At 65.2% G+C, this 14,664-nt stretch carries 12 protein-coding genes; 10 read left to right on the top strand and 2 right to left on the bottom strand.

Translation table 11 applies throughout. From position 1 onward, the window contains the following. From HZZ16_RS15240 to HZZ16_RS15225, 4 genes are all read left to right on the top strand, one after another. Window positions 1–1,620 (top strand): ABC transporter ATP-binding protein, encoded by a 1,620-nt coding sequence (locus HZZ16_RS15240; RefSeq protein WP_197949245.1) that lies wholly within the window; start codon window positions 1–3, stop codon window positions 1,618–1,620. 368 nt (window positions 1,621–1,988) lie between these two features. After that, the gene (locus HZZ16_RS15235) at window positions 1,989–2,165 is read left to right on the top strand and encodes a hypothetical protein (RefSeq protein WP_197949244.1); all 177 of its coding nucleotides are present in this window, start codon (window positions 1,989–1,991) and stop codon (window positions 2,163–2,165) included. Beyond that, window positions 2,162–2,371: a hypothetical protein gene (locus tag HZZ16_RS15230; RefSeq protein WP_197949243.1), complete on the top strand. Its 210-nt coding sequence runs from the start codon at window positions 2,162–2,164 to the stop codon at window positions 2,369–2,371. The genes HZZ16_RS15235 and HZZ16_RS15230 overlap by 4 nt, the downstream gene beginning before the upstream one ends. Before the next feature lie 245 nt (window positions 2,372–2,616). Beyond that, window positions 2,617–3,555, top strand: a complete 939-nt coding sequence (locus tag HZZ16_RS15225; protein ID WP_197949242.1) for an AEC family transporter — start codon at window positions 2,617–2,619, stop codon at window positions 3,553–3,555. A gap of 34 nt (window positions 3,556–3,589) precedes the next feature. Here HZZ16_RS15225 and HZZ16_RS15220 read toward each other — a convergent pair whose 3' ends face one another. Beyond that, window positions 3,590–3,874, bottom strand: a complete 285-nt coding sequence (locus HZZ16_RS15220) for a hypothetical protein (RefSeq protein ID WP_197949241.1) — start codon at window positions 3,872–3,874, stop codon at window positions 3,590–3,592. Window positions 3,875–4,063: 189 nt separating this feature from the next. Here HZZ16_RS15220 and HZZ16_RS15215 point away from each other — a divergent pair, with 189 nt between their 5' ends. The 4 genes from HZZ16_RS15215 to HZZ16_RS15200 all read left to right on the top strand — a co-directional run bounded on the left by HZZ16_RS15215 (window position 4,064) and on the right by HZZ16_RS15200 (window position 8,920). Next, window positions 4,064–4,384, top strand: coding sequence for a hypothetical protein (locus HZZ16_RS15215; RefSeq protein WP_035996689.1), 321 nt, complete (start codon window positions 4,064–4,066; stop codon window positions 4,382–4,384). Window positions 4,385–4,607: 223 nt separating this feature from the next. Beyond that, window positions 4,608–5,333 (top strand): outer membrane protein, encoded by a 726-nt coding sequence (locus tag HZZ16_RS15210; RefSeq protein ID WP_197949240.1) that lies wholly within the window; start codon window positions 4,608–4,610, stop codon window positions 5,331–5,333. 164 nt (window positions 5,334–5,497) lie between these two features. After that, window positions 5,498–7,642, top strand: coding sequence for a methyl-accepting chemotaxis protein (locus HZZ16_RS15205; protein ID WP_197949239.1), 2,145 nt, complete (start codon window positions 5,498–5,500; stop codon window positions 7,640–7,642). 216 nt (window positions 7,643–7,858) lie between these two features. After that, window positions 7,859–8,920 (top strand): MBL fold metallo-hydrolase, encoded by a 1,062-nt coding sequence (locus HZZ16_RS15200; RefSeq protein ID WP_197949238.1) that lies wholly within the window; start codon window positions 7,859–7,861, stop codon window positions 8,918–8,920. Between the two features lie 39 nt (window positions 8,921–8,959). Here HZZ16_RS15200 and aroQ read toward each other — a convergent pair whose 3' ends face one another. Beyond that, entirely contained in the window at window positions 8,960–9,391 is a 432-nt protein-coding gene (gene aroQ, locus HZZ16_RS15195; RefSeq protein ID WP_197949237.1) for a type II 3-dehydroquinate dehydratase, read from the bottom strand. A 276-nt stretch (window positions 9,392–9,667) separates the two neighbouring features. On the opposite strand from aroQ, the gene hemA reads away from it, so the two are divergent. Together hemA and HZZ16_RS15185 are read left to right on the top strand one after the other, a co-directional pair. Beyond that, window positions 9,668–10,897 (top strand): 5-aminolevulinate synthase, encoded by a 1,230-nt coding sequence (hemA, locus tag HZZ16_RS15190; RefSeq protein ID WP_197949236.1) that lies wholly within the window; start codon window positions 9,668–9,670, stop codon window positions 10,895–10,897. A gap of 198 nt (window positions 10,898–11,095) precedes the next feature. Further along, on the top strand, window positions 11,096–14,605 hold the full coding sequence (locus HZZ16_RS15185) for a PAS domain-containing hybrid sensor histidine kinase/response regulator (protein WP_197949235.1): 3,510 nt from the start codon (window positions 11,096–11,098) through the stop codon (window positions 14,603–14,605). The last annotated feature ends 59 nt before the right edge of the window (window positions 14,606–14,664 follow it).

Genomic DNA, 14,664 nt, shown 5'->3' with positions numbered 1-14,664 from the left:
ATGACCGCCCCCTCCGCCGTCTCCATCAGGAACTTGCGGATCGCGCTGCCCAAGGGCGCCGAGCGGCCCTTCGCGGTCGACGGCGTCTCGCTCGATCTGCAGCCGGGCAAGATCGTCTGCGTCGTCGGCGAGTCCGGCTCCGGCAAGTCGATGTGCGCGCATGCACTGATGGGCCTTTTGCCGGATACGGTGTCGGTCGCCTCCGGTGAGATCCAGTTCGAGGGACGGGACCTGCTCAAGCTCGATGACGATGGCTGGCGCGATCTGCGCGGCCGCCGGCTGGCGATGATCTTCCAGGAGCCGATGACCGCGCTCAATCCCTTGATGCGGATCGGTGACCAGATGGCGGAGATGTTCGAGGCACACGGTCTGCTCACGCCGAAGGAGCGGCGCGCCAAGGCGCTGGCGCTGGCACGTGAGGTCGGCCTGCCCGATCCCGAACGCATCGTGCGCGCCTATCCGCACCAGCTCTCCGGCGGCCAGCGCCAGCGAGCCATGATCGCGATGGCGCTCGCGCTCGAGCCCGCGGTGCTGGTCGCGGACGAGCCCACCACCGCGCTCGACGTCACCACGCAGGCCCAGATCCTGAAGCTGATCCGTAACCTCCAGCGTGATCGCAACATGGCGGTGATGTTCATCACCCATGATTTCGGCGTCGTTGCCGATATCGCCGACCAGGTCGTGGTGCTCCGCCATGGCAAGGTCGTGGAGGAAGGTCCGGCTACGGCCGTGTTCAACGAGCCGCAGCATGACTACACCAAGGCGTTGCTAGCGGCCGTGCCCTCGATGGATCCGCCGCCGCGAAAGCCGCTAGACGATCGTGCCAAGGCCGTCGAGGTGATCGGGCTGGACAAGACCTATGTCACGTCGGGCGGCTGGTTCCGCCAGGATCGCCGCGTCGATGCGGCCCGCGCGGTCAATTTCAGCATTCTGAAAGGCGAGACGCTCGGCCTGGTCGGCGAATCCGGCTCAGGCAAGTCCTCCGTGGCGCGCCTGGTGATGCGGCTGATCAAAGCCGACCGCGGCACGGTGCGGATCGGCGAGACCGACCTGACCTCGCTTTCCGGCAAGGCGCTGCGCGGCGAGCGCCATCGCATCCAGATGATCTTTCAGGATCCGTTCGCCTCGCTCAATCCGCGTCGCAAGATCGGCCACATCATCGCCGACGGCCCGATCGCAGCCGGCCTCGATCCGAAACTTGCGTTCGACCGCGCCCGCGACCTGCTCAAGATGGTCGGCTTGGACGCCGGCGCGCTCGAACGCTATCCGCATGAATTCTCCGGCGGTCAGCGCCAGCGCATCGGCATTGCCCGTGCGCTCGCGCTCGAGCCGGAGATCATCGTCGCCGATGAGGCCGTTTCCGCGCTCGACGTGTCGGTGCAGGCGCAGGTGTTGAAGCTGCTGGAAGATCTCAAGGCGCGCCTTGGCTTGTCGATGCTGTTCATCACCCACGATCTGCGCGTCGCGGCCCAGATCTGCGACCGCATCGCGGTGATGCAGCGCGGCGCCATCGTCGAGCTGAAGCCGACTGCGCAACTGTTCGCTGCGCCCGAGCACGCCTATACGCGCGAATTGCTCGCGGCCGTGCCCGGACGGAAGGAGCACGCTCCGGCGGCCTGAGACGGTTCGTCCTCGTTCATTGATCTTCGTGATTGTTCCAAAAACTTGCACGCCGAGCGAGACGAAACCTATTCGATCTGGCGGCATTTGCTTTCGTGAGACCATCCTTGCTCATGTCGGCAAGGGCTGAGTTGACGCCAATACTCGCTCGTCGCGGCTGGCGCCGTACAACGAACGTGACGTGGTGGGCAGCTCCACAACCCGGCAAGTGAGACACGCCGGGATTCTGGGAATTGCGCGGCGCGGTCACGCGCTTTTTATCGGTCGTGACCGGACCCGCCGCTTCAAAGCTGAAGGCGTCACCATAGATGACGTTTGAATGATCGACGTCATCTCATGACGGACTCACACTGATATTCGGAGCCAACATGGGCGAAGTTATTCGATTTGTCTCGAAGTCCGAGCGCGAGCGAACGCGTCTCATCCAGGAAGCGCGCGCGATCTACGACAGCATCTTCCCGCCGGCCGATCCGGCGGACGAGGGCCGGGGAAAGCCGGCGATCGGTCGTCCGTTCATCGGCCGCGACGGAGGTAACGTATCGTGATCAAGATCATCGCCGTGCTTTGCAGCCTCGCCTCTCCCTCCAATTGTCACGAGCAGATCGTCACCACGTCGGACTTCGCGCAAATCTCGGTGCAGTCCTGCCTGATGGGCGCACCGCAGCTCGCCGAATGGATGAACCAGCATCCGGCCGAGCGCTTGGCGGCCTGGCGCTGCGTGATCGGCCAACAGGCCGGCCGCGGGATCTAACCCGGCGTCTCGATTCGGCGGAGTAAGCCGTTCTCGTGCGCCGGACGCAGCGCAGCGCTTCTTCCAATGGTGCGATTTAGAGCTGGAGCCCTTGGCACCGCCGAGTCTTGCAGCCCCTGGGTCCCGGCTCGCTGCGCGTCCGAGACACGGCACTCAGCCTGCGCTCGCTGAACGTTGGCCAGTGACGTCACTCCATCCCCGGAGTAACCTCTCGTTGCGGCCATTCGCAGCAAGGGGGACGCCGGATGGAAGTCGCCAGCCTCGTTCTTCCGGTCTTCGCGATTATCGTCACCGGTTGGCTCGCAGGCGAGCTTGGCTATCTCTCCCGCTCGCTTGCCGATGCCCTGGTCCACTTTGCCTACAACGTGGCGATGCCGGCGCTGTTGATCGTCACGATCGCCCAGGAGCCGGCGCGCAATCTCCTGGAATGGCGCTTTCTGCTCGCATTCGGCGGCGGCTCACTGATCTGCTTCGCGCTCGTGTTCGTGCCGGTCCGCGCAGGCGGCAAACACGATCTCGCCAGCAGCACCATCCATGGGATGGCGGCCGCGATGACCAACACCGGATTCGTCGCACTGCCGATCCTGCATGCGATCTACGGCCAACCTGCCGTCCTGCCTGCGGCCGTCGCGACGGTGTTCGTGGCCGCGGTGATGTTTCCGATCACGGTGATCCTGCTGGAAAAGCGCGATGCACAGGCGACCTCCGCACACTCTGCGGGGGCAAAGCAGATCCTGCTCAATCCGATGGTGCTGTCGACGTTCGTCGGCCTCGCGTGGGCGGTGACGGGACTGCCGATTCCGGCACCGGTCGCGGCCTACCTCAACATGATCGCCGCCGCGCTCACGCCATGCGCGCTGTTTGCCATCGGGCTCGGTCTGTCCGTCGAGGGCCTGCGGTCCAACCTGAAGGTGGCGTTTGCGCTCGCGGCGGTGAAACTGGTGGTCATGCCGCTTATCGTCTACGGACTTAGCGTCATGATCGGCCTCGCCCCTCTCTATACGGTTGCGGCGGTCATCTGCGCGGCCGTGCCGACGGCGAAAACCGTCTATGTCCTCGCACATGAACACAAGGTCGAGGAGAAGCTGGTTGCCGCCACGGTCTCGATCACGACGATGCTGTCGGTCGCGACATTGCTGATCGCGCTTTATCTGCTCTCGGGATCGGCGAGCGGCATACGCTGATCCGCCAATGCTTCCGCTCTGCCTGAAGCTTTCTCTATCTCGTGGTGTTGCTCCAGGTGGGAACCGAGTTGGTCACGCCGACCGAGGGCCAATTGTATGATCCGATCGACGGCGCCGTGACGGTGCCTACCGTCTGTCCGGAGGAACCGTAGGACGCCCTCGGTTGCACGGCCGGCGCACCGGCTCCGCTATAGGTCGGAGCCACCACACCAGTGGTGTATTGCCGGCTCGACCGGACCTTTTTTGCTTCAGCCGCGAAAGGCGCGGCAAGCAGTCCGGTGCTGACGAGCGCGGCGATGGCAAGTCTGACTGTCTTCATGGCTGATCCTTTCGCCCGCTACGCGCCCCGATATGGCAAGTGTTCATGGATCGGGAAATTTCCATGGGGGTCTGCCTTCATAACTCCGCGAGCGGACGGAGGTGCCGAAGCGCGGCGCTTTCGGCCGCCTTCGGATGGACCCGAATCAGCGCTAGTGCATTGCTTTCAGTGACTTCCCTGGACGCAAGCATGACCGGCGCCGAACTGAAGCAGCTTCGCAACGACCTCTCCGACGCCCTCGAGCGCAAGCTCAGCGCGGCCGACATGGCCAAGCTTTGCGGATTGCCGGAGAGAGGCGGGGCCGACACCATCCGGCGCTGGGAGGTCAGCGGCCCGACGCCGGAGGGGACCAGGATACTGCGCGTGCTCGCGATGGCGAGCGAGCGCTATCCGATCCTGGAGAAGTTCGACATCTTCGATCGACACGACGTGCGGGAGGAAGACAGGCCGGCAAAGCGCGCCGCCTTTCGCGCGCAGATGCGCGATGAGGCGCGGCGGCGTCTTGGTTAACGCGAGGCGCGTGCAAGTTACCGACAGAGCGCGCCGTTAAGCCTTCCTTCACCACTTCTTAAGCCGCCATTAAGCACAAAAATCATTTACGGCCCAACAAGTTACGTTGGCTGTCGCTGTGCCACGGATGTGACAGCATTTTCGTCAAAAGCGAGCTATCTGCAAAACCAATGCAGCGCAGAAAACGCGCCTGCCGGGACCTTACGTGTTGGAGTTCAAGACGATGAAGAAGATTCTGTTTGCGGCTGTTGCGCTGCTCGTGGTGGGCGCGTCCGCGCCGGCCGTTGGCGCCGATCTCGGCAACCGCAATTATTACAAGACGCCGGCGCCGGCCTACGCCGCGCCGATCTACAATTGGACGGGCTTCTATCTCGGCGCCCATGTCGGCGGCGCGTTCTCCAGCGACAACAATTTCAACGGCCTCTCCACCGGCAACAACGGCAACGGCCGCTTCCTCGGCGGCGTCCAGGTCGGTGCGGACTGGCAGTTCAACCCGAACTTCGTGGTCGGCGTCGAAGGCCAGTATTCCTGGCTCTCCGGCAGCGTCGGCGCGGTGTTCCCGGGTGGCATCGCCTACACCAACGACCAGCGCGGCCTCGGCTCGATCACCGGCCGCGTCGGCTACACCTGGGGTCCCGGCCTGGTCTATGTGAAGGGCGGCTACGCCTATTCGGACAACAACGAGAAGGTCACCGTCGGCGGCGTGCCGACCGCCTTCATCATCACGGGCGATCATCGCAACGGCTACACCGTTGGCGCCGGCCTCGAATACATGTTCGCCCCGAATTGGTCGGCCAAGGCCGAGTACCAGTACTACAATTTCGGCGACGCGAGCTTCACCGCCGGCCCGCTCGCGGGCACCGGTGCCTTCACCACCGACGACCATACCTTCAAGGCGGGCGTCAACTATCGCTTCAACTGGGCAAGCTCGGCTGTCGCGCGCTACTGATCGGTTAGCAAAACATTATCGTGACGGGGGGCCGGCGACACTGCCGGCCCCCTCTTTTTCGTTCTGCGGACCGCGCGCAACCGATTGCAGCGATTGCGATTTTTTAACCGCCCTGGCCGATACTCCCCGTCACAAAACATAAGCAAGGGCGTGGGGGAATTTCGATGGCGATCCGTTTCAGTCTCGGCCGTTTCAAGCCGCGTTTCAAAATGCCGAAATGGGGCGTGCGCGGCAGCCTGTTCGCGGCCTTCATCTTGATCGCGGGCATGGGTCTCGTGATCGCGGCCGGCGCCGGGCTTGCGCTGCAGAATCTCGGCGGACGCATGACTGAACTGAGCGGACGGGACATTCCGCGCCTTTCCGCCAGCCTGCAATTGTCGGCGCTGAGTGCGAGCCTCGCGGCGCAAGGACCGGCCCTGCTTGCGGCGCAGAGCGACGACGCCCTGAACGAACGTACCAAGAAGCTCAGGGAATTGCAGGAGCAGACGCAGCAGAAGCTCAACGAGATCATCGAGCTCGGCGGCGACAAGAGCGTCGTTTCAGGGCTCAGCGATACGATGAAGAGCATCAACGAGGCGGCTCAGAGCCTGACCAAGGCCGCCCGCGAACGGCTCGACATCGCGGCTCTGCACGAGAAGCAATATGACGCGCTTCGCACCGCGCAGGGCGCGTTCGTCGGGGCAGCCAGCCCGGCGATGCTGGACGCGCAGACCCGCGTCAATGCCATTCTCGGTTCAGCCGACCTGTCCGCCGCGGATGCAACCGACGCCGCGCAGACCGTCGGTCAGCTCGGCAACGTCGTCGCCAGCGGCAATCTCGCCGCCGCCAACATGAGCGCGGCGCTTTCGGCGAGCACCAGCGACAAGCTCGACGACATCCAGAAGGAATTCAAGACGGCGCAGGGACGCCTGCGATCGAACCTCGACCTGTTGCCAGACAATCAGGGCAACAAGATGCTGCGCGAAACCGCGGAAAAGCTGCTCGCGCTCGGCACCGGCAAGACCGGCGTGTTCAATCTGCGCGAGAAGGAGCTCGACTCCATCGATTACGGCCAGACCATCCTGGACGAGACGCGCAAGCTCAATGTCGGCCTCGGCATCAGCGTGCAGCAGCTCGTCGACGGCGTGCAGAAAGAGACCAACGCCTCGACCTTCCAGGCGCGGCAGGAGATTTCGCTCGCGACGTCAGTCATGCTGGCGCTCGGCGCGCTGATGCTGGTCGGCTCGGCGCTGTTCGTCTGGCTCTATGTCGGCCGCAACATCCTGCGCCGGATCGGCGCCTTGCAACAGTCGATGCAGCTGCTCGCCAACGGCGATCTCGAAACCGAGATCTACCGCTCGAAGAACCACAACGACGAAATCTCCGTGATGGCGAACACGCTGCAGGTGTTCCGGGAGAGCATGATCGAGACCCGCGCGCTGACCAACGAGCAGGACAAGGATCGTATCGCCAAGGCCGAACGGGCCGCGCGCATGGAAGCGAAGATCGCCCAATTCGAAAGCACGGTGCGCTCCGCGCTCGACAATCTGGCGCAATCGGCCAATTCGATGCAATCGACCGCGCAGAGCATGTCGAACACCGCCGACCAGTCCAACGCGCTGGTCAACGCGGTCGCCTCCGCGGCGGAAGAGACGTCGGTGAACGTGCAGACCGTGTCGGCCGGCACCGAGCAGCTGTCCTCCTCGATCCAGGAGATCAGCCGTCAGGTCGTGACCTCCGCCGAGATCGCCAAAAAGGCGGTCGACGAAGCGGGAGCGACCGACGCCACGGTGCAGAGCCTTGCCGACAGCGCGAGCCGCATCAGCGTCGTCGTCGACCTGATCCAGACCATCGCCTCGCAGACCAATCTGCTCGCCCTCAACGCCACCATCGAGGCGGCGCGCGCCGGCGAGGCCGGCCGCGGCTTCGCGGTGGTCGCCTCCGAGGTGAAGAGTCTCGCGAGCCAGACCGCCAAGGCAACCGACGAGATCCGCACCCAGATCGCCAGCATGCAGTCAGTCACGACCTCCGCGGTCGGCGCCATCCAGGGCATCGGCCGGATCATCGGCGAGATCAACGACGTCACCACGACGATCGCAGCCGCGGTCGAGGAGCAGGGCGCCGCCACGCGCGAAATCGCCCGCAACATCCAGCATGCCGCCGGCGGCACCAGCGAGGTCTCCAGCAACATCGTCGGCGTCTCCACCGCGTCCGCCGAGGCCGGCGCTGCGGCTACCGAAGTGCTGGGCGCTTCGGACGCGCTGCGGCGCGAGGCCGATATGCTGCGCGGGGAGATCGACGCCTTCCTCAACGATATGCGGGCGGCCTGATTGTCATTCCGGGGCGCCTCGAAGAGGCGAACCCGGAATCTTGTGCAACAATCTCCGGATTCCGGGTTCGCGCTCTCGCGCGCCCCGGAATGACCGCGTTTTGGCAGGCTTCAATCGGCACGCGGAAAAATCCGCCCGGTATGACCGCCATGCGGAGACCACGGCCCGCCCTTTTTTCGGCTGGCGTCCCGCCCCATGTGCGGGTACCGATAGTGCATGCATTCAAAAACCGACACCGCACAGTCCTCGGCCGAGGCCCTGCGCTACCCCTGGGAACAGCATCCCGGCCCCGACCAGGTGGTCGAGGTCCGGCCCGGCGTGTTGTGGGCGCGGCTGAAGCTGCCGTTCCGCCTCAACCACGTGAACATCTACCTGCTCGCCGATGGCGACGGCTATGCGATGATCGATGCCGGCTTCGGCAACGAGGAGACGATCGAGGCCTGGACGAAGCTGTTCGACGGACCGCTGAAAGGCGTCAACATCACGCGCCTCATCGTCACCCACTCCCATCCCGATCACGTCGGCCTCGCCGGGTGGATCGTCGAGCGGTTCGGCTGCCCGCTGGTGATGTCGCAGGTCGAATATCTGCAATCGGTCTATCACCAGAACCGCGGCACCGAGGAGCGGCGCGAGGCGCAGCGGCTGTTCTTCCGCCGCCATGGCATGGACGAGTCGCTCACCGAAAAGCTGCTCGGCCGCGGCCAGGATTATCTGAAGCGCGTCTCGGTGCTGCCGCCGTCCTACCGCCGCATCTCGCATGGCGACGACGTCGTGATCGGCACGCGCCGCTTCAAGGTCATCACCGGCGGCGGCCACGCGCTCGACCAGGTGATGCTGTATTGCGCCGACGACAAGCTGTTCCTCTCCGCCGACCAGGTACTGAGCAAGATTTCGCCGAATGTCAGCGTCTGGGCGGTCGAGCCCGACCAGAACTCGCTCGGCGAATATCTGGCTTCGCTCGCCAGCCTCACCACGACGCTGCCCTATGACGTGCTGGTGCTGCCTGGCCATGGCGTGCCGTTCTACGGATTGAAGACCCGGATCAAGCAGCTCGCCGACCATCACGAGGAGCGCTGCCGCCTGATCGCGGAAGCCTGCCGCGAGGTGCCGCAAACCTCGCGTGCCCTGGTGCCGGTCGTGTTCAACAAGCACGTGCTCGACGAGCACCAGATGGGCTTTGCCGCCGGCGAGCTCGTCGCCCACGTCAACTACATGATCGTCGAGGGCCGCCTCACGCCCGAGATGCAGGACGGCGTGCTGCAGTTTCGGACGACGTGAGTTCTTCGCCTCTCTCCGCCTGCGGAGAGGGAGAAGACCTCACTTCATATTCGCGATCGCGTGCAGCGCCGCGATGTAGCCGAACGGCCCGAGCCCGCAGATCACGCCGGTCGCCACGAACGAGATCTTGGAGTGCCGGTGATATTCGTCACGCGCGTGGATGTTGGAGATGTGCACTTCCAGCACCGGGCCCTCGAACGTCTTGATCGCGTCCATAATCGAGACCGAGGTGAAGGAGAGACCGGCCGGATTGATGACGATGGCGTCGGCGTCCTGCCGCGCCGACTGGATCAGATCGACCAGCACGCCCTCATGGTTGGACTGGTGGAAGGCGAGTTTAAGGCCGAGCCTGGCGGCCGCGTCCTCGCAGCTCGCGTTGATCTCCGCGAGCGTCGTCGTGCCGTAGATATGCGGCTCGCGGATGCCGAGCATGTTGAGGTTGGGACCGTGGAGGATCATCACGCGCTTCATGGAAGGGTCCTTTCGAGAGCCTGGTTGAGCAAGGAAAGCGCGCCCCTAGCCGTGACGGAAGACCAAAGGCCGGAGCTGAACCCTCGCCCCGGCAGATGGTGCAGAGCAGCATGATACGTCGCGCAGGGTTGATCGGGATCAAACTGCGGCGCGCTGGATAGGGCATTTTGCCCAAATGCCCCACAGATCCAAATGTGGGATAGCTGATAGACATTGGAGCTGGAAAAGCTCTAAGTAGACGCGTCCCCTTGGTCAGGTTCCGTTGCAGGTTTGCCGATGGATTACGCCCAATTCTTCGATTCCGCCCTCGATCGTCTCCACACCGAGCGGCGTTATCGCGTGTTCGCCGACCTCGAACGCACGGCCGGCCGGTTCCCGCACGCGGTCTGGCACTCGCCCAAGGGCAAGCGCGACGTCGTGATCTGGTGCTCCAACGACTATCTCGGCATGGGCCAGCATCCGAAGGTGGTCGGCGCCATGGTCGAGACCGCCACGCGCGTCGGCACCGGCGCCGGCGGCACCCGCAACATCGCCGGCACGCATCATCCGCTGGTGCAGCTCGAAGCCGAGCTCGCCGATCTCCACGGTAAGGAAGCCGCGCTGCTGTTCACCTCGGGCTATGTCTCGAACCAGACCGGCATCCCGACCATCGCAAAGCTCATTCCGAACTGCCTGATCCTATCGGACGAGCTCAACCACAATTCGATGATCGAGGGCATCCGCCAGTCCGGCTGCGAGCGGATCGTGTTCCGCCACAACGACGTTGCGCATCTCGAAGAGCTGTTGAAAGCGGCCGGCCCCGATCGGCCGAAGCTGATCGTCTGCGAAAGCCTCTATTCCATGGACGGCGATGTCGCGCCGCTCGCCAGGATCTGCGATCTCGCCGAGAAATATGGCGCGATGACCTATGTCGACGAAGTCCACGCCGTCGGCATGTACGGCCCGCGCGGCGGCGGCATCGCCGAGCGCGACGGCGTGATGCATCGCATCGACATTCTCGAGGGCACGCTGGCCAAGGCGTTCGGCTGTCTCGGCGGCTACATCGCCGCCAACGGCCAGATCGTCGACGCCGTGCGCTCCTATGCGCCGGGCTTCATCTTCACCACCGCGCTGCCGCCGGCGGTCTGCTCGGCCGCGACCGCCGCGATCAGGCACCTGAAGACGTCGAGCTGGGAGCGCGAGCGCCACCAGGACCGCGCCGCCCGCGTCAAGGCGATCCTCAATGCCGCCGGCCTGCCGGTGATGTCGAGCGACACCCACATCGTACCGCTGTTCGTGGGCGATCCCGAGAAGTGCAAGCAGGCTTCCGACCTGCTGCTCGAACATCACGGAATCTACATCCAGCCGATCAACTATCCGACCGTCGCCAAGGGCACCGAGCGCCTGCGCATCACGCCCTCGCCCTATCACGACGACGGCCTGATCGATCAGCTCGCCGAAGCGCTGCTGCAAGTGTGGGACCGCCTCGGCCTGCCGCTGCGCGCCAAGTCGCTGGCGGCGGAGTAGGCTCTCTCACCCTCCCCTGGAGGGGAACCCTGGAGGGGGAGGGTGAGAGCGGGCAGCTCATCCGACGGCTTAACGACACCTGCAGTTCCTGCCCCCGCGCTGGGCATTTCGCTGTCGCTTGCGTCCGCTCAACGCGCTAGGTTTACAGGGAAAATGAGCTCGGGCGCCGCCGGCGCCCAGGGAGAGAGCCCCCGACCCATGCTGCACGATTGGGGCGTGATCGCCGCCGCCTTCGGCTATATCGGCTTCCTGTTCCTGGTGGCGAGCCACGGCGACCGCCGCTCGCCGGCCGGGCGCGGCCGCGCCTCCGGGCTGATCTATCCACTGTCGCTGGCGATCTACTGCACCTCCTGGACCTTCTTCGGGTCGGTCGGCTTCGCCACCCGCACCTCGACCGACTTCCTCGCGATCTATGTCGGCCCGATCCTGATGATCGGGCTGGGGGCCGGCGTGCTCCGCCGCGTGATCCAGCTGGCAAAGGCCCACAACATCACCTCGATCGCCGACTTCATCGGGGCCCGCTACGGCAAGAGCCAGGCGGTGGCGGCCACCGTCGCTGCAATCGCGATCATCGGCTCGGTGCCCTATATCGCGCTCCAGCTCAAGGCGGTGGCGTCCTCGCTGGGCACGATTTTGAGCGAAGACCAGGCCTTCTCGCACATCCCGATCCTCGGCGACATGGCGCTGATGGTGACGCTGACGATGGCGGCCTTCGCTGTGCTGTTCGGCACGCGACAGACCGACGCGACCGAGCACCAGCACGGCCTGATGCTGGCGATTGCGACCGAATCCATCATCAAGCTGGTCGCCTTCCTCGCCGCGGGCATCTTCGTCACCTTCTGGATGTTCTCCCCGCATGAATTGATCGAGCGCGCCATGAGGACGCCGGAAGCCGTGCGCGCCATCAATTATTCGCCGTCGATCGGCAACTTCCTGACCATGACGTTGCTGTCGCTGTGCGCGATCATGTTGCTACCGCGCCAGTTTCACGTCAGCGTGGTGGAGAATTCCTCCGATGCCGAGGTCGGCCGCGCGCGCTGGCTGTTTCCGCTCTATCTCGTCGCCATCAACCTGTTCGTGGTCCCTATCGCGCTCGCCGGCCTCGTGACCTTCCCGTTCGGCGCGGCCGACCCTGACATGTACGTGCTGGCCCTGCCGATCGAGGCCGGCGCGGACCTGCTCAGCGTCGCCGTCTTCGTCGGCGGGCTGTCGGCGGCGACCGCCATGGTGATCGTCGAATGCGTCGCGCTCTCCATCATGGTCTCGAACGACCTCGTGGTGCCCCTCGTGCTGCAACGTCGGCCGGAGGGGCGCGCCGGCGGCGCCGATTTCAGCAACTTCCTGCTGCGTTCGCGCCGGCTCGCGATCTTCGCCATCATGGTGATGGCCTATTTCTACTATCGCGCGCTCGGCAACACCCAGCTCGCGGCGATCGGCCTGCTCTCCTTTGCCGCCATCGCCCAGCTTGCCCCGAGCTTCTTCGGCGGCCTGCTCTGGCGGCGCGCGACCGCGCGCGGGGCGATCGGCGGCATGCTGGTCGGTTTTGCCGTGTGGCTCTACACGCTGTTCATGCCGAGCTTCATGGATTCCTCGACTTCAGGCATCCTGCTGCTGCAGCACGGCCCGTTCGGCATCGAGGCGCTGCGGCCGCAGGCACTGTTCGGCGCCGACCTGCCGCCCCTGATGCACGGCGTGATCTGGTCGCTGTCGCTCAACATCCTGACCTACGTGCTGCTGTCGCTGGCGCGCCGGCCGTCTTCCATCGAGCTGCTGCAGGCCGATCTGTTCGTGCCCAACACGCTCACACCGAACTCCCCGAGCTTCCGCCGCTGGCGCACCACGGTCACCGTGCAGGACATCCAGACCACGGTGGCGCAATATCTCGGGCCCGACCGCGCGCGGCAGTCCTTCGAGGCCTTCTCGGCGCGGCGCAACGTGCGGCTGGAGCCCGGTGCGCCCGCCGATTTCGAGCTGCTGCAACACGCCGAGCACCTGATTGCCTCTTCGATCGGCGCGGCCTCCTCCCGCCTCGTGATGTCGCTGCTGCTGCGCAAGCGGACGGTCTCCGCCAGGGCCGCACTGAAGCTGCTCGACGATTCGCACGCCGCGCTGCATTTCAACCGCGAGATCCTGCAGACCGCGCTCAACCATGTGCGCCAGGGCATCGCCGTGTTCGACGCCGATCTGCAATTGATCTGCTCCAACCGGCAGTTCGGCGACCTCCTCAATGTGCCACTGCATTTGATCCAGTTCGGCACGCCCTTGCGCGAGATCCTGGAGTTCATCGGCCTCGGCGATCCGAACGATCCGCTCGAGCGCGAGGCCCTGCTGGAACGGCGCCTTGCGGCCTACACCACCGACAGCGAGCCTTATCTCGAGCGCCTGCCGGAACGGCACATGGTGATCGAGGTGCTCACCAACCGCATGCCCGGCGGCGGCTTCGTGATCACCTTCACCGACGTCACGCCGAGCTTCGAAGCCGCCGAAGCGCTGGAGCGCGCCAATGCGACGCTGGAAAAGCGCGTGCGTGACCGCACCGAGGAGCTGACGCGGCTGAACTCCGAGCTGGCGCTCGCCAAGAGCGCGGCGGAGGACGCCAGCATCTCCAAGACGCGTTTCCTCGCCGCCGCCAGTCACGACATCCTGCAGCCGCTGAACGCGGCGCGGCTCTACGTCACCAGCCTCGTCGAGCGCCAGCACAATGGCGAGGAGACGCGGCTGGTCGAGAACATCGACGAATCGCTTCAGGCGATCGAGGAAATCCTCGGGGCGCTGCTCGACATCTCCAGGCTCGACGCCGGCGCGATGGCGACCTCGATCTCGAGCTTCAAGATGGCCGATCTGATGCGTTCGCTGGAAATCGAGTTCGCGCCGATCGCGCGCGCCAAGGGCCTGGAGCTCGCCTTCGTGCCCTGCTCGCTGCCGGTGCAGTCGGACCGCCTGCTGCTGCGGCGGCTGCTGCAGAACCTAATCTCGAACGCGATCAAGTACACCCCGCGCGGCCGGGTGCTGGTCGGCTGCCGCCGCCGCGGCACCGCGCTCAAGATCTGTGTCTACGATACCGGCGTCGGCATCCCGTCGGTCAAGCGCGGCGAGATCTTCAAGGAATTCCATCGCCTGGAGCAGGGGGCGCGGATCGCCCGCGGCCTGGGCCTCGGGCTCTCGATCGTGGAACGCCTGGCCCGCGTGCTCAATCACGGCATCGCCATCGAGGCCAATGCCGGTGGCGGCTCGGTCTTCTCCGTGACGGTGCCGACCGCGAAGGCGGTCACCCACACCGCGGCGGTGACCAGCGCGACGCCGCTGGCGCGCACGCCGATCTCGGGCGCGCTGATCGTCTGCATCGAGAACGATGCGGCGATCCTCGACGGCATGCGCACGCTGCTGAAAGCCTGGGACGCCGAGGTGATCGCGGTCGCCGACCCGGAAGGGGCGATCGCGGCCATCGAAACCGCCGGACGGCGCGTCACCGGCCTGCTCGTCGATTATCACCTCGATCGCGGCAACGGCATCGCTGCCATCCGCGAGATCCGCCGCCGCTTCGGCGATGGCATTCCTGCGATCCTGATCACCGCCGATCGCAGCCCCGCCGTGCAGGTCGCCGCGCGCGACGAGAAGATCGCCGTGCTCAACAAGCCGGTGAAGCCGGCTTCGCTCCGTGCCCTGCTCGGCCAGTGGCGCACGCAGCAGATGGTGGCGGCGGAGTAGCCCATCCATAGAAAATTGCGCAGCGTCCGTGAAATGACCAATGGCACAGGCTGCTTCCA

This window comes from Bradyrhizobium glycinis (assembly GCF_016031655.1).
GTDB lineage: Bacteria > Pseudomonadota > Alphaproteobacteria > Rhizobiales > Xanthobacteraceae > Bradyrhizobium > Bradyrhizobium glycinis.
Note: the sequence above shows the minus strand (reverse complement) of the source record. Positions and strands in the feature narration are given on the sequence as shown.

Bases quoted from the DNA above. Each gene is read 5' to 3' on its own strand.
- HZZ16_RS15240 (WP_197949245.1), top strand. From the start codon at position 1: ATGACCGCCCCCTCCGCCGTCTCCATCAGGAACTTGCGGATCGCGCTG.
- HZZ16_RS15235 (WP_197949244.1), top strand. From the start codon at position 1,989: ATGGGCGAAGTTATTCGATTTGTCTCGAAGTCCGAGCGCGAGCGAACG.
- HZZ16_RS15225 (WP_197949242.1), top strand. From the start codon at position 2,617: ATGGAAGTCGCCAGCCTCGTTCTTCCGGTCTTCGCGATTATCGTCACC.
- HZZ16_RS15220 (WP_197949241.1), bottom strand. From the start codon at position 3,874: ATGAAGACAGTCAGACTTGCCATCGCCGCGCTCGTCAGCACCGGACTG.
- HZZ16_RS15215 (WP_035996689.1), top strand. From the start codon at position 4,064: ATGACCGGCGCCGAACTGAAGCAGCTTCGCAACGACCTCTCCGACGCC.
- HZZ16_RS15210 (WP_197949240.1), top strand. From the start codon at position 4,608: ATGAAGAAGATTCTGTTTGCGGCTGTTGCGCTGCTCGTGGTGGGCGCG.
- HZZ16_RS15205 (WP_197949239.1), top strand. From the start codon at position 5,498: ATGGCGATCCGTTTCAGTCTCGGCCGTTTCAAGCCGCGTTTCAAAATG.
- HZZ16_RS15200 (WP_197949238.1), top strand. From the start codon at position 7,859: ATGCATTCAAAAACCGACACCGCACAGTCCTCGGCCGAGGCCCTGCGC.
- aroQ (WP_197949237.1), bottom strand. From the start codon at position 9,391: ATGAAGCGCGTGATGATCCTCCACGGTCCCAACCTCAACATGCTCGGC.
- hemA (WP_197949236.1), top strand. From the start codon at position 9,668: ATGGATTACGCCCAATTCTTCGATTCCGCCCTCGATCGTCTCCACACC.
- HZZ16_RS15185 (WP_197949235.1), top strand. From the start codon at position 11,096: ATGCTGCACGATTGGGGCGTGATCGCCGCCGCCTTCGGCTATATCGGC.